Here is a 23,449-nt window from a genome sequence, read left to right as displayed (position 1 = left end):
CGGCTCTTGCGAAAAACCGGTTCCCACTTTTTCGCGCCATGCTCTGGTTGTTCCCGCTTGCTCTCCCAGCGTCATTGATGAACACTGGCGCGGGGCGTGAACACGGGGGAACAAGCATGACCGATCTGCGGGCCAGCGCCGCGCCGCCCTCTCTGGGCGATCTCATCAATTCCGGCATCGACTACGCCAAATCAGCCAAGGCGACGATTCCCTATGTGGTCGCTTCCCTGGGCGCGATGATCCTGCCCGCCCTTCTCGGGCCGACGTTCGGCGGCATTTTAGCTTTCGTCTGCAGCATCGCCACGATCTTCATTGGCCTCATGGCCTCGCGCGAAGCCATCACGGGCGAATTCGCCTACAAGGACAGCGACCCCATGGCGGCGCTGAAGCTCGTCGGCATCGGCATCCTCATCGGCATCGTGCTGATGATCTTCGCCATGATTCTCGCGATGATCCTGGGCATCAGCTATGTCGGCATTCTCATTTCGTCGCTGGTGCTGATGGCGATCATCGTGGCGGCGATCGCGCGCATCGCCTTCGTTTTCCCGGCGTTGGCGATGAACGACCCGATCTCGGTCCAATCGGTGCTCAACCAGACCGCGCCCTACTGGATTCCGCTGATCGGCCTGTTCATCGCGGCCGCCCTGCCGAACGTTCTTCTGAGCGCGCTCTTCGGCGGATTTGGCGGCTTCATCGGCCTGATCTTCAAGCTGATCGGCGCTGTGATCAGCGTCGTGGTCGGCCTCGTCGCGCTCGGCGCGGTCTCGCGCCTCTATGGCCAGCGCGCGCGATCGGCCTGATCGCGATCGCTCCAGACAATAAGCGAAGGCGCTCCGCTGCCTTCGCTTTTCTTTGATTATCCCAGCAGCTTCTTCGCTTCCGCCCGGAATGCGTCCTTCAGCGAGGAATCGCTGAGCGCGTAGGCCATGTTCGCCGTGAGGAAGCCGAGCTTCGATCCCGTGTCATAGATCTCGCCATCGAAGCGCACGGCGTGGAATTTTTCGCTCTTCGCCAGCGTCACCATGGCGTCAGTGAGCTGGATCTCGTTGCCTGCGCCCTTCTCCTGCGTCGCCAGCAAAGCGAAGATCGAGGGCTGCAGGATGTAGCGGCCGGTGATGTGCAGGTTCGACGGCGCCGTTCCCTGCTTCGGCTTCTCCACCATCATGGTGATCTCGGACACTTTCGCCGCGCGATCCTTCACGCCGACGATGCCGTACTGATGCGTCTCTTCCTCCGGCACCGGCGCAACGGCGATATGGTTGCCGCCATGAGCCGCATGCGCCTCGATCATTTCTTTCAGGCAGGGCGTCTCGCCCTTGTGCAGCATATCGGGCAGCAAAAGCGCGAAAGGTTCGTCGCCGACGATGTCGCGCGCGCACCACACGGCATGGCCAAGTCCGAGCGGCGCCTGCTGGCGCGTGAAGCTCGCCGTGCCCGCCTTCGGCAGGATCGAGGCGAGAATCTCCTGCTCCCTCTTCTTCCCGCGCTGGGAAAGCGTGTGGTCGAGCTCGTACTGCATGTCGAAATGATCTTCGATCACATGCTTGTTGCGGCCCGTGACGAAAATGAAATGCTCGATGCCGGCGGCGCGCGCCTCATCCACCACATGCTGGATCACCGGCCGGTCGACCACGGTCAGCATTTCCTTCGGCACGGCCTTGGTGGCGGGCAGGAAGCGGGTGCCGAGGCCGGCGACCGGGAAGACGGCCTTGCGGATTTTCTTTGTCATCTGACGTCCAGGAGGATGCGGGAAGCGAGGGAGTATCGTAACGCGGCGTGAACCATAGCGTTCCCTAGGGGAGATCGGGAAGTCGAGGATTGACGTCCCATCAAGGTTCGCGAGCCATGGTGAAGACAGGCGATGAAGCCTCAATGAACGGGAGTCCTTGATGGCCGTACTGGTGACTGGCGGCGCCGGCTATATCGGCAGCCATATGGCCAACGAGCTGATCGACGCCGGCGAAGAAGTCGTGGTGCTGGACGACATGTCCGCCGGCTTCTGGTGGGCGGTCCCGCCCGAGGCGAAACTGGTGCAGGGCGACATGGGCGATCAGGCCCTCGTCGAACGCACGATCCGTGAGCACGGAATCGACGCCATCGCCCATTTCGCCGCCAAGATCGTGGTGCCGGACTCGGTCGCCGATCCCCTCGGCTACTATCTCAACAACACGGTGAAGGCCCGCTCGCTGATCGAAAGCGCGGTCAACACCGACGTGAAGCACTTCATCTTTTCATCCACGGCGGCCGTTTACGGCGAGCCGACCGTCAATCCCATTCCCGAGGACCTGCCGCTCGCGCCGATCAATCCTTACGGCCGCTCGAAAATGATGACCGAGTGGATTCTGAAGGACACGGGCGCGGCCCATGATCTCGGCTATGTCATCCTGCGTTATTTCAACGTCGCCGGCGCCGACCCCAAAGGCCGCACCGGCCAGTCGAGCCCGAACGCCACGCATCTGATCAAGGTCGCGGCGCAGACCGCGCTCGGCAAGCGCCCCTTCATGGAAGTGTTCGGCACTGATTTTCAGACCAAGGATGGCTCCGGCGTGCGCGATTATGTCCAGGTGACCGATCTGGTGCGCGCTCATGTCGCAGCCCTCAAGCATCTGCGCGCGGGCGGCGAAAGCCTCGTCTGCAATTGCGGTTATGGTTCGGGCTATTCCGTGTTCGACGTCATCGACGTGATGAAGAAGGTCTCCGGCGTCGATTTCGCCGTCAAGATTTCGCCGCGCCGCGCCGGCGATCCGGCGGCGCTGACCGCCAAGGCCGATCGCATCCGCGACAAGCTGAACTGGCGTCCCGAATTCGATAATCTCGAAACCATCATCCGCCAGGCGCTCGCCTGGGAGGACAAGCTGACGAAGAAGAACGCGTCATGATCAGCGTTCGCGCCAGCTTTCCGCGCATCGCAGCGATTGGCGCCGCAATCGCTGGCGTGGCGATAGCGACTTCAGCCGTCGCGCGCGATGTGCGCTATTGCTTCGCGCTCGATCCCAGCGAGACGCGCTTCTACGCTTCGACTCCCTTCGAAACGACGGCTGCGAACGATGCTGTCGAACGCGCCTTTGCGCGCGAATTGAACGTGGAAGGCCTCGCTTTTCGCGTGATCTCCTGCCCGCGCAATGACGACATGGCGGCAGCCGACGCAGCGCGCCAGAGCGCGATCGACTATAATGTCAGACAGGGCAAGACGGCGCGCAGCATCGACTGGATTCCCGCGCAGCTCGCCGGCCATTGATTTCAGGTGAATTGACGACGCGCCGGATTCGGCGTGAGACGCGCGTCATCCTACACACGGAAGGAATGAGATGACCGACAAGGCGCTCGTGCTTTTTTCCGGCGGGCAGGATTCGACGACGTGCCTCGCCTGGGCGCTCGATCGCTTCGACCATGTCGAGACGCTGGGCTTCGATTACGGCCAGCGCCATCGCGTCGAACTTGAACGCCGCACGGCGATCCGCGACGGTTTGGCTGTGCTCAATCCTGACTGGAAAACGAAGCTCGGCGAGGAGCACACCATTTCGCTGGCCGCGCTCGGCGAAGTCTCCAACACGGCGCTGACGCGCGACGTCGCCATCGAGATGAATGAAGGCGGGCTTCCCAACACCTTCGTGCCCGGCCGCAACATCATCTTCCTCACTTTCGCAGCCGCCCTCGCCTATCGCCGCGGATTGCGCCGCATCATCGGCGGCATGTGCGAGACCGATTATTCCGGCTATCCCGATTGCCGCGACGACACGATCAAGGCGCTGCAGGTCGCGCTCAATCTCGGCATGGAAAAACGCTTCGTGCTGGAGACGCCGCTGATGTGGATCGACAAGGCCGACACATGGCGCCTCGCGCAATCGCTCGGCGGCGAAAAGCTGGTCGATCTCATCGTCGAGGAGACGCACACCTGTTATCTCGGCGAACGCGGCCAGCGTCATGATTGGGGCTATGGCTGCGGGGAGTGTCCCGCGTGCAAATTGCGCGCGCAGGGATGGGAGAGGTTTGGGCGCGGCGCATCGTGACTTGCGCCTCCCTCCCCCTGCGAGTGAAGCGAGCGGAGGGGAGGGATTGAGGGTGGGGGGCGTTCGGGACAAGCGCGCTCTTCATCCAGTCCCCCCACCCTGTCCCTCCCCTCCGCAAGCGGGGGGAGGGAACGCTCCGGTAAATAGGCGCGCCAAACTTTCGCGCCTTCGCGCGGCTTCATCTCCTCTCCGCTTTGATCCTTCATCCTCGCCTCCTCGGGGAGGCCGGGAGCGCCGCGAGACGCGGCCGGAAGTGATGGTTGGGTTTCGCCTTGCGGCGCTCCCGACGCGGATTTTCAGTCTTCCAGTCCTGCGCTCTCCGCGGTTCCCCGCTTAAGGTCCGTTCGGACAGCCTGATCCTAGTGTCAGGCGGGCGCAGTGTCGGAGACCCCGGGAGTTCTGAAGCCAGGTTGCATCAGAACCCGCGGATCCGCCCCTTGCTCCTGTTCAGTCCTGACCTGGACAGCCCGTAGAAGAGCAAAGGCGAGAGGATAATAGGAATTTAATCCATAAATGTCAAGCGAGAAATGGGCCAGCGAGAAGTTCCCTGCATCTTTCTCCAGATGTCATCGCCGGCCTTGAGCCGGCGATCCAGGCCGCCGCTTCAAAAGCGCGTTCAATTCCTGGATGCCTCGATCAGGTCCAGGCATGAAGATCGCCGGACGACGCTTGAAGAGGCAATGCGCTCAACCATCAAAAATTCTGTCCTCGCCAACAAGTTGATCGCGCGCATTTTTCGGAACGGGAAATCCGTAACCCTCGCCGTTCGACGCCAATCTTCTGGAGCGCGAGATGCAGCGCTTGCACCGCGTCGACGCCCGCCGCCGCGCTTGTCCACGCGCCTTCGGGCCAGCCGATCTCATAGCGACAGAGAAAATGCGCTTCGTTCACGACAGGCGCGAAGATGCGAATAGGGACAGGCATTCTCACGCCGCTCTCATTCACAACAAGATTTCGTTCCGCGATCAGCATGGCGTCGTCTCCACGCGCATCGCGGCGCGGCGGAGAGCGTATGTCAATCGACTGGAAATTTATCGGCGCTCAACGAAAATGATGCGGCATAACGACAAAGGTCGCGCGAGCGTGCGCCACGGCTTCCTCTCCTTTCAATCGCAATCCCCCTCCACCCGTCATCGCCGGGCTTGACCCGCTTGCGCGGCCGAAGCGGCTTCAGCGTGGCGAAGGCCCGGCGATCCAGCCTTTCATCAATCGCGGCATGAGCGAGCGGACCTACTGGGTCTACATCACGGCGAGCGCGCGGAACGGCACGCTTTATGTAGGCGTCACCAATGATCTCGAACGACGAATATTCGAGCATCGTGAAGGGCGGACGAAAGGATTCACGCAGCGCTACGGCGTGACGCGTCTTGTCTGGTACGAGGACTATCCCCGCGCGATCGATGCGATCCAGCGCGAGAAGAACATCAAGAAATGGCCGCGCAAATGGAAGCTCGATCTGATCGAGGCGATGAATCCGGAATGGCGGGATTTATATGAGGAGCTGGCGATGTGAGGGGAAGCTTTCTTCAGCCCCTCGATTCCCCTCCAGACGTCATGCCCGGGCTTGACCCGGGCATCCAGCAACCATCCGCGATATTGAAGGAGCGGTCTGGATCGCCGGGTCAAGCCCGGCGATGACATCTGGAAAGAGAACGACGCATATGCCGAAGCGCACGGATTTCACGCGCTCGGGATTTCTCGTGCGGTCGACGAGGAAGGAGATATTGCACGGAAACCAGAGCGCAACGCTGCAAGCACACGCAGATTGTTCAATCTTCGTCATCTACTGGAGGTAGAATGCTTGCGAGATCAGGCTCCAATTCAATGTCGTAGCGGCTCGCGAGAGCGGCAATTTCGGTGCCCACGCGCGCACGCAGCTCACCCAACGCCGTAAAGAAGTTCGCTTGATCGGAGAATCTTCCAAAATCACGGTGCATAAGATTTCGGAATTCAGGATGAGGCTCTTCGAGAAATCGTCGACATGCAGCACGAATAGCGCGGATATTTTCCTTCGCCGCCGAACGCTCACCAACCAGCGTCAGCGCTTCTGTGCAGCGACGTCGAATTTCGTGTGCAGATCGTTCGACCTCTCCGGCGACTTCGAGATATAAAGGAACGTAAAGTGCACGACGATCTTCGAGGAATGTAAGGAGGCCCCGAATGGCGTCTCGCTCAGGATTGCCAATATCCCACGAAGCTCCGAAGCTTAGAGCGCTCACACCCTTCAGTCGGATTTTTGTTCCCGTAAGTGATTTTGGCTTTCGCGCCATAGCCACACCATTTGTCGGCAGGAAATTGCGGCGGAATCATCCTGATGTCCACGGCTCTGACGCGAATAGCATACCAATATATTCGATGAGCGCGCTTACTATGAAATGTCGTATTAAACGGCCCAAAAAAACCCGCCCCCTTTCGGGAGCGGGTTCTTGAAAGCTCAGCCTGCGCTGGAGGTTACGCGGCGAGCTTCTGCTCGATCTGCTTGCCGTTGATCGGAATGAGCCGCGGCTTCTTCGCCTCCGGAATCTCGCGCACGAGATCGATATGGAGGAGGCCGTTCTCAAGCTGCGCGGCCTGCACGAGCACATGGTCGGCGAGCTGGAAGCGTCGCTCGAAGGAGCGGCCGGCGATGCCCTGATAGAGCACTTCGCCCAACTTTTTCTCTTCGGACTGTTTCTTCTCGCCCTTCACGGTCAGCGCGTTCTCCTTGATTTCCACGGAGAGCTCAGGCTCGGCGAAGCCGGCCACCGCGACGCTGATGCGATAGGCGTTCTCGCCCGTGCGCTCGATATTGTAGGGCGGATAGGTCTGGGACTGATCGCCGCCGGAGAGCTGGTCGAGCATCGAGAAAACGCGGTCGAAGCCAACGGTCGAGCGATAGAAGGGGGTCAGGTCAAAACTACGCATGGTTTTCTCCTCATCAAAGCGAGATGCGTGAGCTCCCCACGAAGGGCGGAGCCTCAGGGTTACTTTCGCGCCGCCTGAGAGGCCGGCGCATCCCAGAGGTAGGAAGGCGATTTTCGGCCTTCAAGACCCCGCGATCGGGTTTTTGGCCGCCGGTGGCCGCAGAACCGCCGATGGGCTAAGCCGGTCTCCGGATGGAAGATTCCCATCCCAGGGGCGCCGGTGCAGCTTTACGCCACAGAGACCAACCCGATCCCGGAGGGCGCTGTCGTCTCGACGGTGAGGACGCGCGACGGCGTGAGACTGCGGGCCGCGCGCTGGGCGCCGACGGCGGCTCGCAGCGTCGGCTCGATGCTGCTGATCAACGGCCGCGCCGAGATGATCGAGAAATATTTCGAGACGATCGCGGACCTGCGCGCGCGCGGCTTTCATGTCGCGACCTTCGACTGGCGCGGCCAGGGCGGATCGGACCGGGCGCTGAAGGATGGGCGCAAGGGCCATGTGCGCGACTTCTCCGAATTCGACGAGGATCTCCGCGCCTTCGTCGAAGCGGAGATGACGCCGCATTGCCCGAAGCCCTGGTTCGGCCTCGCCCATTCCATGGGAGCATGCGTTGCGCTCTCGGCGCTGCATGCGGGAACGCTGCCGCTCGAGCGCATCGTCTGCATCGCGCCAATGGTCGCGATCCATGGCGTCGCCAATCCCACGGGCGTGCTCTGGCTCGCGCGAAGCTTGCGCGCGATCGGCATGGGCGGCCGCTACATTCCCGGCGGCGGCGCGACCTCGATCGCGACGAAACCGTTCGAGCGCAATCCGCTCACCACGGATGCGACACGCTATGCCCGCAATTCGCTGATCGCGTCGGACTATCCCGAACTCGCGATCGGCGATCCCACCGTGTCATGGACGCGCGCCGCTTTTGCGCGCATGCGCGAATTCGCCGGGTTGCGCTATCCCTTGGAGATTCTCACGCCCGCGCTCGTGCTTGCGGCGGGCGATGATCGCATCGTCTCGACGCCGGCGGTCGAAGCCTTCGCTTCGCGCCTCAAGGCCGGCAGCGCCATCACCATTCCCGGCGGCCGCCATGAATTGCTGATGGAGCGCGACGCGCTGCGCGCACAAGTGTTCGCGGCGATCGACGCTTTTCTGCCGGGCTCCGGCGCGCCGCCGCAACTCGTCGCCGCGACGGCGGGAAAGCGTCGCTGACGATCGCGTAAAATCAGCCGCCGAGAATCTTCAGCGCATGCTCATGCAGGCGCTTGTCGCCGGCGACGATCACATCGCCGCCTGATGTCACCGGCTCGCCGCGCCATGTCGTGGCGACGCCGCCGGCGCCTTCGATGATCGGGATCAGCGGCACGATGTCGACCGCCTTCAGACCCGCTTCGACGACGAGATCGACATGGCCCGCCGCCAGCATGCAGTAGGCGTAGCAGTCGCAACCATAACGCGGCAGGCGCACGAGCCGTTCGAGCGACTGATAGCGCTGCGCGGCGTCACCCTTGAACATGGCGGGCGTCGTCGTCATCAGCGTCGCCTCGCCGAAGGAGGCGCAGGGACGCGTGCGCAACGTCCGCTCGCCGGTCGGTCCGCGCCATTGCGCCTTGCCGCCATCGCCCCAGAAACGTTCGCGCGTGAAAGGCTGGTTCATCAGGCCGCGCGCCGCCTTGCCGTTGCGCGTCAGGCCGATCAGCGTGCCCCAGACGGGCAGCCCGGAAATGAACGCCTTGGTGCCGTCGATCGGATCAATCACCCAACCGAATTCGGACGTGCCGCTTTCGTCATCGAACTCCTCGCCATGGATGGCGTGCGAGGGAAACGCTTCGCGGATCATGCGCCGGATCACGACCTCCGCCGCCTTGTCCGCTTCCGTCACCGGATCGAACGAGCCGTTCTGCGACTTGTCGAGCGCAGCCAGGCTCGAACGGAAGAACGGCATGATCGCCTCGCCCGAGGCGTCGGCGAGCCGGTGCAGGAATTGATCGAGATCGACGGGGCTTGGACGCAGCATGGGCGACTCGTGACGAAATGCATATCTCTCTAGGCACGAAAAGCGCCGGAAGGAAACGCCTCGGCAACACTCTTGGCGCGCGGGTCCTCGCTGGCTAATCCGGGCGGGAAATTCCGATGCATGCCCCCTCGCCTCCCTCCCTTTCACGCGCGATCGCCGCGGCCCTGATCGGCTCGCTCGGCGCGAGCTATGCGATCAGCCAGTTTTCGCGCAATGCGGTCGGCGTCGTCGCGCCGGATCTCGCGCGCGAACTTGGCCTGGCGGCGGCTGAGATCGGTTTGTTGTCGAGCCTGTTCTTTCTCACCTTCGCCGCAGCGCAGATTCCGCTCGGAATCATCATCGACAGGCAGGGGCCGAAGCGCGTGATGCTGGCCTGCTTCGCGCTGACCATCCTCGGAACCGCCGTCGTCAGTCTGGCGCCCGGCTATCTCTGGCTGCTCGTCGGGCGCGCGCTGCTCGGACTTGGCTGTTCGAGCTTCCTGATTGCGCCGCTCGTGATCTATGCGCGCGAATTTCCGGCCGAGCGCTATTCCTCGCTCGCCAGTCTTCATCTCGCGATCGGCAATGGCGGCACGATCTGCGCCACCGCGCCACTCGCTTTCGCCGCCGCCGCGCTTGGCTGGCGCGGCGCCTATGCGCTTGTCGCCATCGTCGCCGTGATCTGCGCGGCGCTGGTCCTTGTGCTCGTCGGGAAAGATCAGATTGCGCCAGCGCGCGCTGGAGCTGCGGCGACCCGACTTCGCGATGTCGCCCGTGCGCCATCCTTCTGGCTGCTGATGGGCCTGCAATGCACGACCTATCCGACCTTCGCGGCGATCGGCGGCCTCTGGGGCGGACCATGGCTGGCGGACGTCTATGGCTATGATCTCGGCCGGCGCGGCGCGACGCTCCTGATCCTCGTCATCGCCCATATCGTCGGGTTGTTCGTCTGGAGCGCGCTCGACCGCCGGCTGAAAAGCTACAAGCGGCCGCTGCTGGCCGCCGGCGCGCTGGTCGCCGCGACGCTCGCGGCAGGCGCGCTCTTCACCATTCCGGAAGCGCTGATTCCCCTCTGGCTTGCCTGCTTCGGTTTCGGACTGGGCTATGCGCCGCTGATGATGGGCCACGCCCGGATGCTGTTCCCGCCTGAAACGCTTGGCCGGGGCCTCACGCTGCTCAACGCCGGCAACATGGCCGGCGCCTTCGCGATCCAGACGATCACCGGCCTCATCGTCGGCGCCTTTCCGCGCGCCCCGTCAGGCGCCTATCCCGCGGCCGCCTACGCCGCCGTGATGGGACTGCTGGCCGTTCAGCTCGCAGCCGCCCTGCTGCTTTACGCCAAGGCGCCGGACGCCCATCCCGGCCGGACCGCGGCGTGACGGGCTGATTCTGCCTTTCCCGCAAGCAGGAGCGCTTAGCTGGCGCGAAAACAGGCGAAGCGGCGCCCGGGGTCGGCGCAAACGATTGCCGATTATCGATAACGCTCTGAATCCATAGGGATAAAGATCGGGAATGATCTTCCTCAGACCGCTGTAAAATTGAGCGTTTTCGCCTCTTGCACATTACCGGCGGCGCCTGCATATTATTGCGATGCAACACGGCCTTGCCGGGTTGCTGCCCTCCTTGGGCGTTTCCTCCCTACACTTGGGCCGCCGTGAAAACGTGCGGCCCACTTTTCTTTCCGGGCCCTATCCTCGCGCGACGCCGTTTGGCCGAGCTCAAACCGGTTCGGGCATCGTCAGCGCTCGGAAGCAGCAAGACACAGGCGCAGGCTCGCTGAAATCTGCGAGCCAGCTATGCATTGCGCGCATTAACTCTCTTTTTTCCGAAAAAGCGCTTGCGTTTGACGCAGCGCACAGGCATATTGTTGCAATGCAACACGGCCTTGCCGGGTTGCTGCCCTCCTTGGGCGTTTCCTCCCTACACTTGGGCCGCCGTGAAAACGCGCGGCCCTTTTTCTTGGCCGCGTCAACGCAGCCGCTCCCGGAGATTGAAGCTGGGCCGGGCTATTCCGCCGCCAAACGACCGGCGGCGAGATAGGCAAGCGGCGCTTCGCCAAAAGCGCGCATCGCATCGGCGAGGAGAACGGCGAGGCGATCGAATCCCTCATGCCGCGCCAGCGCGCGCTCATCCATGTAGAGCGCGCGATTGATCTCGATCTGGATCGCATGGCGCGACCTCGCCGGCCGGCCGTAATGCTCGGTGATGAAGCCGCCGGCGTAAGGCTTGTTGCGCAACACGCTGAGGCCGCGATTCCTGAGCTCCGCTTCGAGCGAATCCGTGATCATGCCCGAACAGCTCGTGCCGAAGCGATCGCCCAGCACGATGTCGGCGCGCGCCGGCTCGTCCTTGCCGAAGCTGGTCGATGGCATCGAATGGCAGTCGATCAGGATCGCGAAGCCGAACTCGGCGTGAGCCTGATCCATCAGCCGCCGTAAACTTGCGTGATAAGGCTTGTAGAGCGCCTCGACCCGGCGCGTCGCTTCTTCCGCGGGCAGGCGGCGCGCATAGATCTCCTGCGATTCCCCGACCACGCGCGGAATCGTGCCGAGGCCGCCGGCGACGCGCATGGAGCGCGTATTGGCGAAGGGCGGCAGCCGTCCCTCGAACATCTGCGGATCGAGTTCGTAAGGCTCGCGATTGAGATCGAGATAGGCGCGCGGAAATCGCGCGGCGAGCAAAGGCGCGCCCATGGCGACGACCGGCTTGAACAGGGAATCGACAAACGCGTCTTCGGATCGGCGCAGCCCACGCGCATCGAGCCGCGATTGCTCGACAAAATTCGGGGGATAAACGGAGCCCGAATGGGGCGAACTGAACACCAACGGCAGCGTCACCTCCTCCGGACGGTGGAGGTCGCAGGGAGGGATGAACATTCCCAAATCGTCAGCGTTCATCGTGCGAAAGTGGGCCAACTGGAATCGATTGTCCATGCACGGAAAAGGGATCAGCCCTTCTTGCACGGCATTTTGTCCGGCAAGGCTGGCCTCTGCTCGAAAAAGCGCCGATGATGCTGACCTAACGGAGGTTCAGCCATGACCGACCAGACCGCCCCGCACACGCTTGCGACCCACCTCGTCCCCCTGCGCAGGAACTGGGGCTGGCTCATGGCCGCCGGCGTGATCCTGATCGCGCTCGGCGCTTTCGGACTTGTCGCCACGCTGCTCTTTTCGCTCGTGAGCCTTTTCACCTTCGGCGCGATGATGCTGATCGGCGGCGGCGTCATTCTCGTCGACGCCTTCCGCCGCGAGGAATGGAAGAGCCGCATTCTTGTGATCGTGATCGGCGCGCTCTACATTCTCGCTGGCGCAGCCATCTTCATCAGCCCGATCTCCGCGCTCGCGACGCTCACCTTGTTCGTCGGCGCGGCTCTCATCGCAACTGGCGTGTTGCGCATCATCACCGCCTTCCATGCGAGGCCGATGCCGGTCTGGATCTGGGTGCTCGTGTCCGGCCTGTTGTCGCTGCTGCTCGGCGTGATGATCCTCGTGCAATGGCCGGCGTCGAGCGCTTGGGTGCTCGGGACGTTCCTTGCGATCGAACTGATCTTCCAGGGCTGGGCTTATGTGATGCTCGCCCAAGCGATCCGCTCGACTTTCGACGGCGTGCGCCCGAAGGCGACATAGGCGCGCGATGTCGTCCCTGGCTCCATGCAGCGAGGCATAGCCGAGCGGAATGGAGGCCGGGACCCAGCGCAATAACTCGCGCCGGAGGCGCGCTTCTTTCAGGGAATATTGCGCTCGCTTTGCTCGCGATTCTTTCGCTGGATCCCGGACACGGTTCCGCTCAGCCGTCGCTTCGCTTCACCGTTCCGGGAATAGCAGCAGCGCGCTTACTTCTTCGCCGCCTGCGCCGCTTCGCGCATCTTCGTCAGCGTCGTTCCCGGCGTGATGGCTTCAGGGTCGATAAAGCAATGCAGGATCGCCGGCTTGTTCGACGCGATCGCGCGCTCGAAGGCTGGCGCGAATTCCGCCGTCGTCCGCACCGTCTCGCCATGGCCGCCGAAGGCGCGGGCATAGGCGGCGAAATCAGGATTCTTCAACATCGTCGCCGAAACGCGTCCGGGAAATTCGCGCTCCTGATGCATGCGGATCGTGCCGTACATCCCGTTATCGACGACGACGAAGATCACATTGAGATCATACTGAACGGCGGTCGCGAATTCCTGGCCGTTCATCAGGAAGCAGCCGTCGCCGGCGAACGCCACCACCATGCGATCGGGCTCAACCCGCTTGGCGCCGACCGCCGCCGGCGCGCCATAGCCCATGGAGCCTGAGCAAGGCGCGAGCTGGCAGCCGAACGAGCGGTATTTCAGAAAGCGCGCCGGCCATGTCGCATAGTTGCCGGCGCCATTGGTGATGATCGCGTCCGCCGGCAGCCTGCCGCGCAGCCACGCCATGCATTCCGCCATCTGCAGGTCGCCAGGAATAATTGGCTTCGCCTCGTTCCAGGCGAGATAATCGGCGCGCGCTTCCGCCGTCTGCTGCGCCCATGGGATGCGCTGCGGCGGCTGCAGACTTTCGAGCGACGCCGCAAAAGCGGCCGGCGACGCATGAATGCCGAGCGTCGGGTGATAGACGCGGCCGAGCTCATTCGAATCCGCGTGCACATGCACGAAGGTCTGCTTGGGATAGGGAATCGAAAACAGCTCGTAGGATTGCGACGGCATCTCGGCCATGCGCCCGCCGACGAGCAGAACGAGATCTGAATTGTCGATGCGCGCGCGCAATTTCGGATTAGGCGCGATGCCGATCTCGCCGGCATAATTCGGATGATCGCCGGAGAACAGCATCTGGCGCCGGAACGAGCAGGCGACCGGCAGTTCAAAGCGCTCGGAGAAGCGCGCGAAGCTGGCGCAGGCTTTCTCCGACCAGCCGGAGCCGCCGAGGATCGCGATCGGCCTTTCCGCGGCCCAGAGAAGCTTTTGCAGTTCGGCCATCTGCGTCAGGCCCGGCCATGTCTGTACGGGCTCGACGCGCTTCGCCTGTGGCGCATCCGCCATTTGCGAAAGAACATCTTCCGGAAGCGCCACGATCACGGGACCGGGACGCCCCTGCATCGCAACGTGAAAAGCGCGCGAGACATGCTCAGGGATTCGCGCGGCGTCATCGATCTCAACGACCCATTTCGCGGTCGAGCCAAAGAAGGCGCGATAATCCATCTCCTGGAAGGCGCCGCGATGGCGCATCGAACCGTCGATCTGCCCGACGAACATCACGAGCGGCACGGAATCATGCTCGGCGATATGGATTCCCGGCGAGGCGTTGGTGGCGCCGGGCCCGCGCGTCACCATGACGACGCCGGGCCGGCCGGTGAGGCGCGCGGAAGCGTCCGCCATCATGGTCGCGCCGCCTTCCTGCCGGCAGACCGTGACATTGATCGAGGCGTCATGCAGCGCGTCGAGCACGGCGAGATAGCTTTCGCCGGGCACGCAGAACACATGCTCGACGCCCTGCGCGATGAGGCTGTCGACGATCAGCTGGCCGCCTGTTTTCATGGTCGCTTTTACCTTCAAATAAATGTCTCGCCGTCATCCCGGGCGCGACGCAGCATGCAGTGATGCGTCGCAGACCCGGGATCTTCCGCAAGAAGAGTCTCGTCCGGCGCGAGATCCCGGATCAGCAGCGCACTGCTTCGCACTGCGCAGCATCCGGGATGACGAAGCCTCACACGCCACCCCAGTTCGGATCATCAAGCACGCTCTGCTGATCCTCGCCCAGCGCCGGCGAGGCGCGCTCGCCATAGAGCGGCTGGCCATTGATGACGATCGGCTGGCGCACGCTCGGCAGCGCTCCCGCTTTCGCGCCCGGCGCGGGCAGATCGACGCGCAGGCCCCGCGCGATCACCTGGGGATCGCGGAACACTTCCGGCACCGTGTTGATCGGGCCGACCGGCACGCCCGCCGTCTCGAGCCTCTCGATCAGATCGTTCTTCGCGAATGTCTTCGCGCGCGCGATCAGGAGCGGCATCAGATGCTCGCGATTGTTCACGCGCGCCTCATTGTCGATGAAGCGCGGATCATCTTTCAGTTCGGGCACGCCGAGCACATCGCAAGTGCGCTGATATTGTCCATCATTGCCGGTCGCGAGAATGATGTGGCCATCCTTCACCGGAATGACCTGATAGGGCACGAGCTGCGCATGCGCGTTGCCCATGCGTTTCGGCGTCAGGCCCGCGATGAGATGATTCATCGAATGGTTCTGCAGCACCGTCACCTGCGTATCGAGCAGCGCCATATCGACATGACTGCCTTCGCCCGTCGCGTCGCGATGGCGCAGCGCCGCCAGCACGCCGACCGTCGAATAGACGCCGGTGAAAATGTCGGCATAGGCGACGCCAGCCTTCTGCGGCTCGCCGTCGGGATCGCCGGTGAGCGACATGAAGCCGCCCATGCCCTGGATGATGAAGTCATAGCCCGGCCGCGGCGCGTAAGGGCCGGTCTGGCCGAAACCGGTGATCGAGCAATAGACGATGCGCGGATTGATCTTTTTGATCGCTTCGTAGTCGAGGCCATACTTCTTCAACCCGCCGACCTTGAAATTCTCGATCACGACATCAGCGTAATTCGCCAATCGCTGAATGACAGCGACGTCGTCAGCTTTCGTGAAATCGAGCGCGATCGAGCGCTTGCCGCGATTGGTCGAGTGATAATAGGCCGAGCCGTGATAGCCGCCTTCTTTGTCTTCGACGAAAGGCGGCCCCCACTCGCGCGTGTCGTCGCCGACGCCGGCGCGCTCGACTTTCACCACATCGGCGCCGAGATCGGCGAGAAGCTGTCCGCACCAGGGACCGGCGAGGACGCGCGCCAGTTCAAGAACGCGCAGTCCGGCAAGAGGTTTTTGCGACATGCTCAGTCGAGGATCGAATCGAGGCCGCGGCGCACGCCAACGAAGCCCGACACCTTGCGCGCCGCGAGCAGCGTGCCCGCGACATAAGGTGCAGCCGAGCTTCCCGCATCGTGCCGGATCACCAGTCGCTCATCAGCTAAGCCGAAGATCGCCTCGCAGGAGAGGACGAAGGACGGCATGCGCACCGAATGCACCTGCACCGGCGTCGGCCCGCCAATCGCGCCACCGCGCGTCTCGCGCACGCCGCCGAGCTGATCGACAGGCTTCGCTGTCGAGGGTTGGCGCGCCTGCGCCAGCAATTCGCCAAGCTCGCGGCCGGTGCCGGACGGCGTGTCGGGCTTGCCCGCATGGGCGTAGTCGATCACCTCGACATCGGGCACATAGCGCGCGGCTTCGAGCGCGAAGCGGCGGAGCAGCGTCGCCGTGATCGAGAAATTGCCGGCGGCGAGCACGCCGCGCTGCTTCTCCTTAGCTGCGACATCGATGGTGTCGTAATCATGCGCGGAAAGGCCCGACGTTCCGATCACCACATGCCGGCCATGCCCGATGGCGCTCAGCGCGTGATGTTTCACAACATCAGGCTTGGTGTAGTCGATCAGCACATCCGACGGCGCATCCAGCGCTTCGCCGATGGTCGCGACGACGCGCACGCCGAGCGAACTGACGCCGGCGACTTCGCCGGCGTCCTTGCCCGCCGCCTTGCGGGAAACCGCGGCGACGAGAGACAGGTCAGGCGCCTGCGCGATGGCGGCGATGAGCGCCCGGCCGACCCAGCCCGAGGCGCCTGCGAGAACGATGCGGACGGTCATGGGAACCTCTTACCTAGATTGTCGCAGTTCATCGCCGCTCCGTCCCCGGAACGGTGGAGCGAGGCGACCGCCGAGCGGAACCGTGTCCGGGGCCCAGCGAAAGAATCGCGAGCAAAGCGAGCACATTGTTTGTCCGGGAAATGAAAATAACGTGCGCCTACGGCGCACATCTCTCCATGGGCCCCGGACTTCATTCCGCTCGCTGACGCTCGCTGCATGAATCCGGGGACGACGCGCGCTACACTCGTCGACATTCTCGTCAGGACCTAGAAGAACGCCTGCAGCCCCGTGATGGCGCGGCCAAGGATCAGCGCATGCACGTCATGCGTGCCCTCATACGTGTTCACCGTCTCCAGATTCTGCGCGTGGCGCATGACGTGATATTCGATCTGGATGCCGTTGCCGCCGTGCATGTCGCGGGCCTGACGCGCGATGTCGAGCGCCTTGCCGCAATTGTTGCGCTTCACGATCGAGATCATCTCCGGCGCGACCTTGCCCTCGTCGAACAGACGGCCGACGCGTAGCGAAGCCTGCAATCCCAGCGCGATTTCCGTCTGCATGTCCGCGAGCTTCTTCTGGAAGAGCTGCGTCTGCGCCAGCGGCTTGCCGAACTGCTTGCGGTCGAGACCGTACTGACGCGCGCGGAAGAAGCAATCCTCGGCGGCGCCCATCGCGCCCCAGGAGATGCCGTAGCGCGCGCGGTTGAGACAGCCGAACGGACCCTTGAGGCCCGACACGTTCGGCAGCAGATTTTCTTCCGGCACGATCACGCCGTCCATGACCACCTCGCCGGTGATCGAGGCGCGGAGCGAAAGCTTGCCGCCGACCTTCGGCGCGGTGAGCCCCTTCATGCCCTTCTCCAGCACGAAGCCGCGGATCTGATTGTCGTGCGCGGCCGACTTCGCCCACACGACGAAGACGTCGGCGATCGGCGAGTTGGAGATCCACATCTTCGAGCCGACGAGGCGATAGCCGTCGCTCACCTTCTCGGCGCGCGTCTTCATGCCGCCGGGATCGGAGCCCGCGTCCGGCTCGGTCAGGCCGAAACAGCCGACCCATTCGCCCGAGGCGAGCTTCGGCAGATACTTCTTGCGCTGCGTCTCATCGCCGTAGGCGTAGATCGGATACATCACGAGCGAAGACTGCACGCTCATCATCGAGCGATAGCCGGAATCGATGCGCTCGATCTCGCGCGCGATCAGGCCGTAGGAGACATAGGACGCGCCGGCACCGCCATATTCCTCCGGCACGGTCGGGCCGAGCAGGCCCATCTCGCCCATCTCATTGAAGATCGAGCGGTCGGTCTTCTCTTCGAGATACATTTCGGAGACGCGCGGCAGGAGTTTCTCCTGGCCATAGGCGCGGGCGGCGTCGCGGATCAGGCGCTCGTCTTCCGAAAGTTGGTCGTCGAGGAGGAAGGGGTCTTCCCAGGAATAAGCGGCGGGCGCCGGCCGATCCTTCGCCTTGGGCGCAACGGACATCGCGTTTCTCCTTGCTTCGCGGCGGCCTCGACAGGGCCGAAAGCCGTCCGCAACCAGATTTCCCCGAGGTCCTTAGCGCCGGCCGGCCGGTCTGGCGAGAGGCCCCGCTCGCGCCGGCGTGAGCCGCGCATGCAGGCTGGTAGCGCCTCTGTGAGGCGGAGTTGCAATGACAGCGGCGCCCGTCCGTGGCGAATGCGGCGACGAGGCGCTTAGAGGAGACCAAGCCATGACCGCAATCGCCGCGCCGCGCGCTGACGCCGCGCCTGACTTTCGCACGCTGATCCTGCTCGCGGTCGGCGGCTGCGCCGGCCTTGGTTTCTGGGAGATGTGGGCCGCGACAGCCACGAGTTGGGCCGCTGGCTTCCCGCTCCAGCCGCCGGAGCTGATCAAGTCGCTGTTCTCGCACCAGCTCGGCCTGACGCTTTCGACCGAACAGGCGGTGCTCCTGCACGCGCTCACCGGAATCGTCGGTTATCCCGTCGGCTACTTCGTTCTCAGCCGCTATATCTGGAGCTTCGGCTGGCCGGCGGACGGCTGGATTTGGGGCGTGATAACCTACTTCATCGCGCTCGGATTCTTCGCGCCGCTCGCCGGACAGTATTTTCTGCTGCGCGATGTGCCCGTGCTCTCCTTCATGAGCCTCGTCGGCCATGCCATCTATGGCTGGCTGGCCGCCTGGACCTTCGAGCGCCTCAACGCCGCCAAAGGCTGATTTGGGCAGGCGTGACGCTACGCCTCGCCTGTGCCCCTGTCGCGGCGGGCGCTCGTCCGGCTAGGTTGCCACGCAGCAGCTTTGAGTCGGAGACAAGATGAGTTCGAACGCGCATGTGGTGATCATCGGCGGGGCCGCCATGGGCTCGTCCGTCGCCTGTCATCTGTTGATGGACAAGGCGTTCACGGGCCGCGTGACAGTGATCGAGAAAGACCCGACCTATGCGCGTTCGGCGACGGCGCTTTCCGCCGCCTCGATCCGCCAGCAATTCTCGACGCGGGTGAATATCGACGTCTCCATGTATGGCGTGCGCTTCATGCGCGACATCGGCGCGCGCATTGGCGTCGATGGCGATGCGCCCGAGCTTGGCCTGAAAGAAGGCGGCTATCTCTATCTCGCGACCGAGGCGGGCGCGGACGTGCTGCGCGAGGTCAACGCACTCCAGCAGGAGGCGGGCGCGGATATTATCCTCATGGAGCCGGAGGCGCTGAAAGCGCGCTTTCCCTGGATTTCCACGGATGATCTCTCGCTCGGCTCGTGGGGGCGCACCGGCGAAGGCTGGTACGACGGCTGGGGCCTGCTGCAGGCCTATCGCAAGAAGGCGCGCGCGCTCGGCGCGACCTACGTCAACGGCAAAGTCGCGAAATTCGCGCGCGCCGATGGCGCGATCACATCGGCCGAACTTGAAGACGGAACGCGGATCGAAGGCGACGTGTTCGTGAACTGCGCCGGCGCTTCGGGCGGACGACGCATCGCCGCGCTCGCTGATGTCGATATTCCGATCTACGCGAAGAAGCGCTGCGTCTTCACATGGAGCTGCCCCGAGCCGCTGGTGAACGCGCCGCTGATGATCGACACGACGGGCGCCTGGTGCCGCCCCGAGGGCGACGGCTTCATCGGCGGCTATTCCCCTGACGATAGCGACACAGCCGACGCGGGCGATGATTTCGATGTCGTGTGGTCGGAATGGGAGGACGTGGTGTGGCCGGCGCTGGCCGCGCGCATACCCGCCTTCGAGCGCGTGAAGACGGGCCGCGCCTGGGCCGGCCATTACGACATGAACCTGTTCGATCACAACGCGATCGTCGGATGGGCTGGCCCCCGCAATTTCATTCTCTGCAACGGCTATTCCGGCCACGGGCTGCAGCAGTCGCCGGCGGTGGGGCGCGGCATCGCCGAACTGATCACGCATGATCGCTTCGTCACGCTCGATCTCGGCGATTTCGGATTTGATCGGCTCAAGAAAAACAAGCCACTGCTTGAACGCAATGTTATCTGAAAATCAAGCGCAGCGGATATGAATCAAAAAAATGACGGCCGCCCTTCTCAGGTGACCGCCTCAGGAGCAGGCAGGCGTCTTCAAATGTCGCTTGATCAAATCCAGCCAATCAACCTGAGCAGAATGATGCCGATGACAGGCACGCCAAGCAGCCAGAGAATTCCGCCCTTGAGAAGCAAATCCATAACGTTTCCCTTTGTCTCTTTGAGTCGGCGGTCGCCCGCATCTGCGAGACAAATGTCGAGGCGTCGGGAAGGTTCCGATTCCAGGACTTTCAGCGCCTTGCGCCGCAATGGCGCGCACGCATGATGATTTGACGCGGAGGACGCGCATGAGCCTGCAAAGACTGACGGCTGTTTTCCTGTCCGCGGCGATCGCCATAGCGGCGCTGGCTCACTGCGCCGCCTTAGCCGCTCCCCAGAAGCCGGCGCCGCCTGCCGCCGCGCAAACCTCGTCGCGAAAGCCCGCCGATATCGCCCGCGCCATGGCCTATCTCATGCGCGTCGCCGATCGCGCCTGCATGGGCATCGTCTATGATCCCGCGCCGATGTCGAAACTGATCGACAAGAAGGGGCTCACGCCGATCCAGATTCGCGAGAAATATTTCAGCGCCTTTCAGGCCGGCTATGACGAGGCCGGCGCGCATATCGCCGCGCAGGGCCTGCCTTCCTATTGCGACTTCGTGCTCAGCTCTTTCGTGAGCAAGCCGCGCGACTATCCCGGCCTGAAAGTTCCGTGATCTAGGAGCAACGTGCGGAAAAGTGGGAACCGGTTTTCCGCGGAAACGTTGCGACAACTAAACGATAGAGCGGCGCAGCGATTCAATATGAACGCGCGCCGCGCTAAAGTAGTCCGCGCTGGGCTAGATTCTTCATCAGCGCGCCGACGCCGAAGGTCCAGGGCGGGCAGTCGGCGCTCGATTTCATCACGTTGCTAAGCGCGCCGAGTTTCGGCGCGGCGATGGTGACGATGTCGCCATATTTATGCGTGAAGCCCTGGCCCGGCGCGTCGCGATCCTCGATTGGCGCGAACATGGTGCCGAGGAACAGCACGAACCCGTCGGGGTATTGATGATTGGCGTTGATCCCCTGCGAGACGAGATCGGCGGGATCGCGGCTGATCTTCGCAATCGAGGATGAGCCGGTAAGCGTGAAGCCGTCCTTGCCTTCGACCTTCAGCGTCACCGTCGTCGAGCGCACATCGTCGAGCGAGAAACTCGCATCAAAGAAGCGGATGAAGGGACCGACGGAGCAGGATGCGTTGTTGTCCTTCGCCTTCGACAAGAGCAGCGCCGAGCGTCCCTCGAAGTCGCGCAGATTGACGTCGTTGCCGAGCGTCGCGCCGACGATCGCGCCTTTCGACGACACCACCATCACGACTTCGGGTTCAGGATTGTTCCAGCTCGATCCCGGATTGAGACCGGCATCGGCGCCGGGGCCGACAGACGCCATCGGCTGGCACTTCGTGAAGATTTCCGCGTCAGGCCCGATTGCGACTTCGAGATACTGGCTCCACCAGCCTTTTTCGATCAGGAGCTGCTTGAGCTTCATCGCTTCGGCGGAGCCAGGCTTCAGCGTGGCGAGATCGCCGCCGATGAGCTGGTTGACTTCGATACGGATGCGCGCCGCCGCCGTGAGATCGCCCCGCGCGCGCTCCTCGATGACGCGCTCCAGCGTCGAGATCGCGAAGGTGACGCCCGCCGCCTTCACCGCCTGAAGGTCGATCGGCGCGATGAAATAAGGCTTCGCGGCGTCGCGGCCCTCAGGCGCCGTGTTGGCGAGAATATCCGCGATCGAGCCCAGCCGTTCGCCTTTCGCTGACGCGAGCGCGGCTGCAGGATTCGCTATCTCGCAGAGATCGCGCATGGTGGCGAAGGATTTCGAGATATCGAATACGCCCTCCTCGCGCACGGCGACAACGGACGGACCCTTCACGTCGGGACGCCAGACGCGGCCCGCAAGCGCGCCCTTGGCGCCATCGACAGGCAAGGTGGATTCGACGGTGAGTTTCATGTGATCGCCTGACAAGTAAGACGGACGCAGGTGATGACGGATGGGAGCCGGTATGGCAATGCCGGCCGCCTCTCCTGCCGAGCGATCACATCTGATTTTGATGCGGTCGCGCGAGCTTCCTTCTCCCCGCCTGCGGGGAGAAGGTGGCCGCGAAGCGGCCGGATGAGGGGCGACTTACAACTCCCCCTCACCCGCATTCGCTTCGCGGCGACGCTACGCATCGCGCGGCGAATGCCGCCCTCTCCCCGCAGGCGGGGAGAGGGAAAGCCAATCGCGAACTGCCGCGAAAAAACTTCAAGTAAGACGCCCCGCTAGCCCCATGGTCCGCGCTGGGGAGCGCCCGGCGAAGGCGGCGGAAAAACCGGAACCGACGGCTGCTCAGGAGACGGAGGCTCCGTAGGCGCCTGCGTCTCCGCTGGCATATGGCCGCCGGCATGCTGCACCAGCGCCTCGATGCGGCTTTCGATCGGGGGATGGGTGGCGAAGAGATCGGCGATGCCGGCCTTGTGGTTCTCGATGCACATTTCCATGAGCCCTGACGGCACATGCGGAATCTCGGCGTGGCCGGAGATTTTCATGAGCGCCGAGATCATCGCGTCGGGATCTTTGGTCAATTCGACCGAACCGGCGTCCGCGAGATATTCGCGCGAGCGCGACAGGGCGAAGCGCAAGGCGAGCGACAAGAACCAGGCCGCGCCAATCAGCAGCAGCGCAATCGCGATCGCCGCCATTGCGGCGCCGGCGCCGCTCTTGCGTTCCTCCTCGCTGTCGCCGCGGCCGCGGATATTGATGTGCGGCCCCTGCATGATGAGGCGAAAGATCAGTTCTCCGAAGAAGGTGACGATGCCGGCGATGACGGAGGCGATCACCATCACGCGCACGTCGCCGTTGCGGATGTGCGTGAGTTCGTGACCAAGCACGGCTTCCAGCTCGCGCTTGTCGAGCCCCTGCAGCAGGCCGCGCGTCACCGAGATCGAATATTGCTTCTCGTTGAGGCCGGTCGCAAAGGCGTTCATCGCGTCGGTCTCGACAATGCGCAACGTCGGCATGGTGACGCCACGCGAGATGCAGAGATTTTCAAGCAGGTTGTAGAGCTCCGGCGCCTCCGCGCGCGTGACGACATGACCGTCGACGACGCGATCAATCAGCCACTGATGCATCTTCCACGCGATCAGCAGCCAGATTGCGACGCCGATCGCAATGACGGGCGAGATCGAGATCGTGCGCCGGAGCGCCGACTGCATCATGTCCTGCAGCGTGCCGTAGCTCATGAACGCTTCCGCGATCAGATCGGCCGCGAAGGCCAGCACGAGGATGAGCGCAAACAGCCCGGCGATCAGAATGACCGATCGCCGGCGATTGGCCTGGATATGGGTGTAGAGCCCGAAGGCGGCGGCCATCGCCGCC

Annotated in this window: 23 protein-coding genes; 11 read left to right on the top strand and 12 right to left on the bottom strand. The window is 63.5% G+C overall.

Annotated features, from left to right (window positions below; translation table 11 throughout):
• Positions 1-116 precede the first annotated feature (116 nt).
• Positions 117-800: a hypothetical protein gene (locus L8F45_RS00625; protein ID WP_342360958.1), complete on the top strand. Its 684-nt coding sequence runs from the start codon at positions 117-119 to the stop codon at positions 798-800.
• 56 nt (positions 801-856) lie between these two features.
• Here the strand turns inward: L8F45_RS00625 and galU are convergent, their stop codons facing one another.
• Positions 857-1,729 (bottom strand): UTP--glucose-1-phosphate uridylyltransferase GalU, encoded by an 873-nt coding sequence (galU, locus tag L8F45_RS00620; protein WP_342360957.1) that lies wholly within the window; start codon positions 1,727-1,729, stop codon positions 857-859.
• Positions 1,730-1,889: 160 nt separating this feature from the next.
• Here galU and galE point away from each other — a divergent pair, with 160 nt between their 5' ends.
• The 3 genes from galE to queC all read left to right on the top strand — a co-directional run bounded on the left by galE (position 1,890) and on the right by queC (position 4,010).
• Positions 1,890-2,879, top strand: coding sequence for a UDP-glucose 4-epimerase GalE (gene galE, locus L8F45_RS00615; protein WP_342360956.1), 990 nt, complete (start codon positions 1,890-1,892; stop codon positions 2,877-2,879).
• Complete coding sequence (locus L8F45_RS00610) at positions 2,876-3,238, top strand: hypothetical protein (protein ID WP_342360955.1); 363 nt, start codon at positions 2,876-2,878, stop codon at positions 3,236-3,238. Before galE ends, L8F45_RS00610 begins: the two co-directional genes overlap by 4 nt.
• A 70-nt stretch (positions 3,239-3,308) precedes the next feature.
• Positions 3,309-4,010, top strand: a complete 702-nt coding sequence (gene queC / locus L8F45_RS00605; protein ID WP_342360954.1) for a 7-cyano-7-deazaguanine synthase QueC — start codon at positions 3,309-3,311, stop codon at positions 4,008-4,010.
• Positions 4,011-4,703: 693 nt separating this feature from the next.
• On the opposite strand, the gene L8F45_RS30800 is transcribed toward queC, so the two are convergent.
• Complete coding sequence (locus L8F45_RS30800; protein ID WP_425330050.1) at positions 4,704-4,934, bottom strand: DUF6968 family protein; 231 nt, start codon at positions 4,932-4,934, stop codon at positions 4,704-4,706.
• A gap of 292 nt (positions 4,935-5,226) precedes the next feature.
• Between L8F45_RS30800 and L8F45_RS00600 the strand changes: the two genes are divergently transcribed.
• A complete protein-coding gene (locus L8F45_RS00600) occupies positions 5,227-5,523 on the top strand; it encodes a GIY-YIG nuclease family protein (RefSeq protein WP_342360953.1) in 297 nt (98 codons plus the stop codon).
• A gap of 256 nt (positions 5,524-5,779) precedes the next feature.
• Here L8F45_RS00600 and L8F45_RS00595 read toward each other — a convergent pair whose 3' ends face one another.
• The gene (locus L8F45_RS00595; protein ID WP_342360952.1) at positions 5,780-6,280 is read right to left on the bottom strand and encodes a DUF6650 family protein; all 501 of its coding nucleotides are present in this window, start codon (positions 6,278-6,280) and stop codon (positions 5,780-5,782) included.
• 181 nt (positions 6,281-6,461) lie between these two features.
• The gene (locus L8F45_RS00590) at positions 6,462-6,914 is read right to left on the bottom strand and encodes an Hsp20 family protein (RefSeq protein ID WP_342360951.1); all 453 of its coding nucleotides are present in this window, start codon (positions 6,912-6,914) and stop codon (positions 6,462-6,464) included.
• Positions 6,915-7,133: 219 nt separating this feature from the next.
• Here L8F45_RS00590 and L8F45_RS00585 point away from each other — a divergent pair, with 219 nt between their 5' ends.
• On the top strand, positions 7,134-8,117 hold the full coding sequence (locus L8F45_RS00585; protein ID WP_342360950.1) for an alpha/beta fold hydrolase: 984 nt from the start codon (positions 7,134-7,136) through the stop codon (positions 8,115-8,117).
• 13 nt (positions 8,118-8,130) lie between these two features.
• On the opposite strand, the gene hisN is transcribed toward L8F45_RS00585, so the two are convergent.
• Positions 8,131-8,922: a histidinol-phosphatase gene (hisN, locus tag L8F45_RS00580; RefSeq protein WP_342360949.1), complete on the bottom strand. Its 792-nt coding sequence runs from the start codon at positions 8,920-8,922 to the stop codon at positions 8,131-8,133.
• Between the two features lie 116 nt (positions 8,923-9,038).
• Between hisN and L8F45_RS00575 the strand changes: the two genes are divergently transcribed.
• The gene (locus L8F45_RS00575; RefSeq protein WP_342360948.1) at positions 9,039-10,280 is read left to right on the top strand and encodes an MFS transporter; all 1,242 of its coding nucleotides are present in this window, start codon (positions 9,039-9,041) and stop codon (positions 10,278-10,280) included.
• Between the two features lie 627 nt (positions 10,281-10,907).
• Here the strand turns inward: L8F45_RS00575 and L8F45_RS00570 are convergent.
• Complete coding sequence (locus tag L8F45_RS00570; protein WP_342360947.1) at positions 10,908-11,777, bottom strand: N-formylglutamate amidohydrolase; 870 nt, start codon at positions 11,775-11,777, stop codon at positions 10,908-10,910.
• Positions 11,778-11,936: 159 nt separating this feature from the next.
• Here L8F45_RS00570 and L8F45_RS00565 point away from each other — a divergent pair, with 159 nt between their 5' ends.
• Entirely contained in the window at positions 11,937-12,527 is a 591-nt protein-coding gene (locus L8F45_RS00565; RefSeq protein ID WP_342360946.1) for an HdeD family acid-resistance protein, read from the top strand.
• Positions 12,528-12,733: 206 nt separating this feature from the next.
• On the opposite strand, the gene L8F45_RS00560 is transcribed toward L8F45_RS00565, so the two are convergent.
• From L8F45_RS00560 to L8F45_RS00545, 4 genes are all read right to left on the bottom strand, one after another.
• The gene (locus tag L8F45_RS00560; RefSeq protein ID WP_342363590.1) at positions 12,734-14,398 is read right to left on the bottom strand and encodes a thiamine pyrophosphate-binding protein; all 1,665 of its coding nucleotides are present in this window, start codon (positions 14,396-14,398) and stop codon (positions 12,734-12,736) included.
• A 169-nt stretch (positions 14,399-14,567) separates the two neighbouring features.
• A complete protein-coding gene (locus tag L8F45_RS00555; RefSeq protein ID WP_342360945.1) occupies positions 14,568-15,749 on the bottom strand; it encodes a CaiB/BaiF CoA transferase family protein in 1,182 nt (393 codons plus the stop codon).
• Between the two features lie 2 nt (positions 15,750-15,751).
• Complete coding sequence (gene dapB, locus L8F45_RS00550; protein ID WP_342360944.1) at positions 15,752-16,558, bottom strand: 4-hydroxy-tetrahydrodipicolinate reductase; 807 nt, start codon at positions 16,556-16,558, stop codon at positions 15,752-15,754.
• A gap of 266 nt (positions 16,559-16,824) precedes the next feature.
• Positions 16,825-18,039: an acyl-CoA dehydrogenase gene (locus tag L8F45_RS00545; protein ID WP_342360943.1), complete on the bottom strand. Its 1,215-nt coding sequence runs from the start codon at positions 18,037-18,039 to the stop codon at positions 16,825-16,827.
• A gap of 226 nt (positions 18,040-18,265) precedes the next feature.
• Here L8F45_RS00545 and L8F45_RS00540 point away from each other — a divergent pair, with 226 nt between their 5' ends.
• From L8F45_RS00540 to L8F45_RS00530, 3 genes are all read left to right on the top strand, one after another.
• Positions 18,266-18,751: a hypothetical protein gene (locus L8F45_RS00540; protein ID WP_342360942.1), complete on the top strand. Its 486-nt coding sequence runs from the start codon at positions 18,266-18,268 to the stop codon at positions 18,749-18,751.
• 97 nt (positions 18,752-18,848) lie between these two features.
• On the top strand, positions 18,849-20,030 hold the full coding sequence (locus L8F45_RS00535; protein ID WP_342360941.1) for an NAD(P)/FAD-dependent oxidoreductase: 1,182 nt from the start codon (positions 18,849-18,851) through the stop codon (positions 20,028-20,030).
• Between the two features lie 331 nt (positions 20,031-20,361).
• The gene (locus tag L8F45_RS00530; protein ID WP_342360940.1) at positions 20,362-20,769 is read left to right on the top strand and encodes a hypothetical protein; all 408 of its coding nucleotides are present in this window, start codon (positions 20,362-20,364) and stop codon (positions 20,767-20,769) included.
• A gap of 103 nt (positions 20,770-20,872) precedes the next feature.
• Here the strand turns inward: L8F45_RS00530 and L8F45_RS00525 are convergent, their stop codons facing one another.
• Both L8F45_RS00525 and L8F45_RS00520 read right to left on the bottom strand, forming a co-directional pair.
• Positions 20,873-22,042, bottom strand: a complete 1,170-nt coding sequence (locus tag L8F45_RS00525) for a fumarylacetoacetate hydrolase family protein (RefSeq protein WP_342360939.1) — start codon at positions 22,040-22,042, stop codon at positions 20,873-20,875.
• 311 nt (positions 22,043-22,353) lie between these two features.
• Positions 22,354-23,442 (bottom strand): M48 family metallopeptidase, encoded by a 1,089-nt coding sequence (locus L8F45_RS00520; protein ID WP_342360938.1) that lies wholly within the window; start codon positions 23,440-23,442, stop codon positions 22,354-22,356.
• Between the last annotated feature and the right edge of the window lie 7 nt (positions 23,443-23,449).

This window comes from Terrirubrum flagellatum, from assembly GCF_022059845.1.
GTDB lineage: Bacteria > Pseudomonadota > Alphaproteobacteria > Rhizobiales > Beijerinckiaceae > Terrirubrum > Terrirubrum flagellatum.
This window is presented reverse-complemented; position numbering and strand designations above follow the sequence as displayed.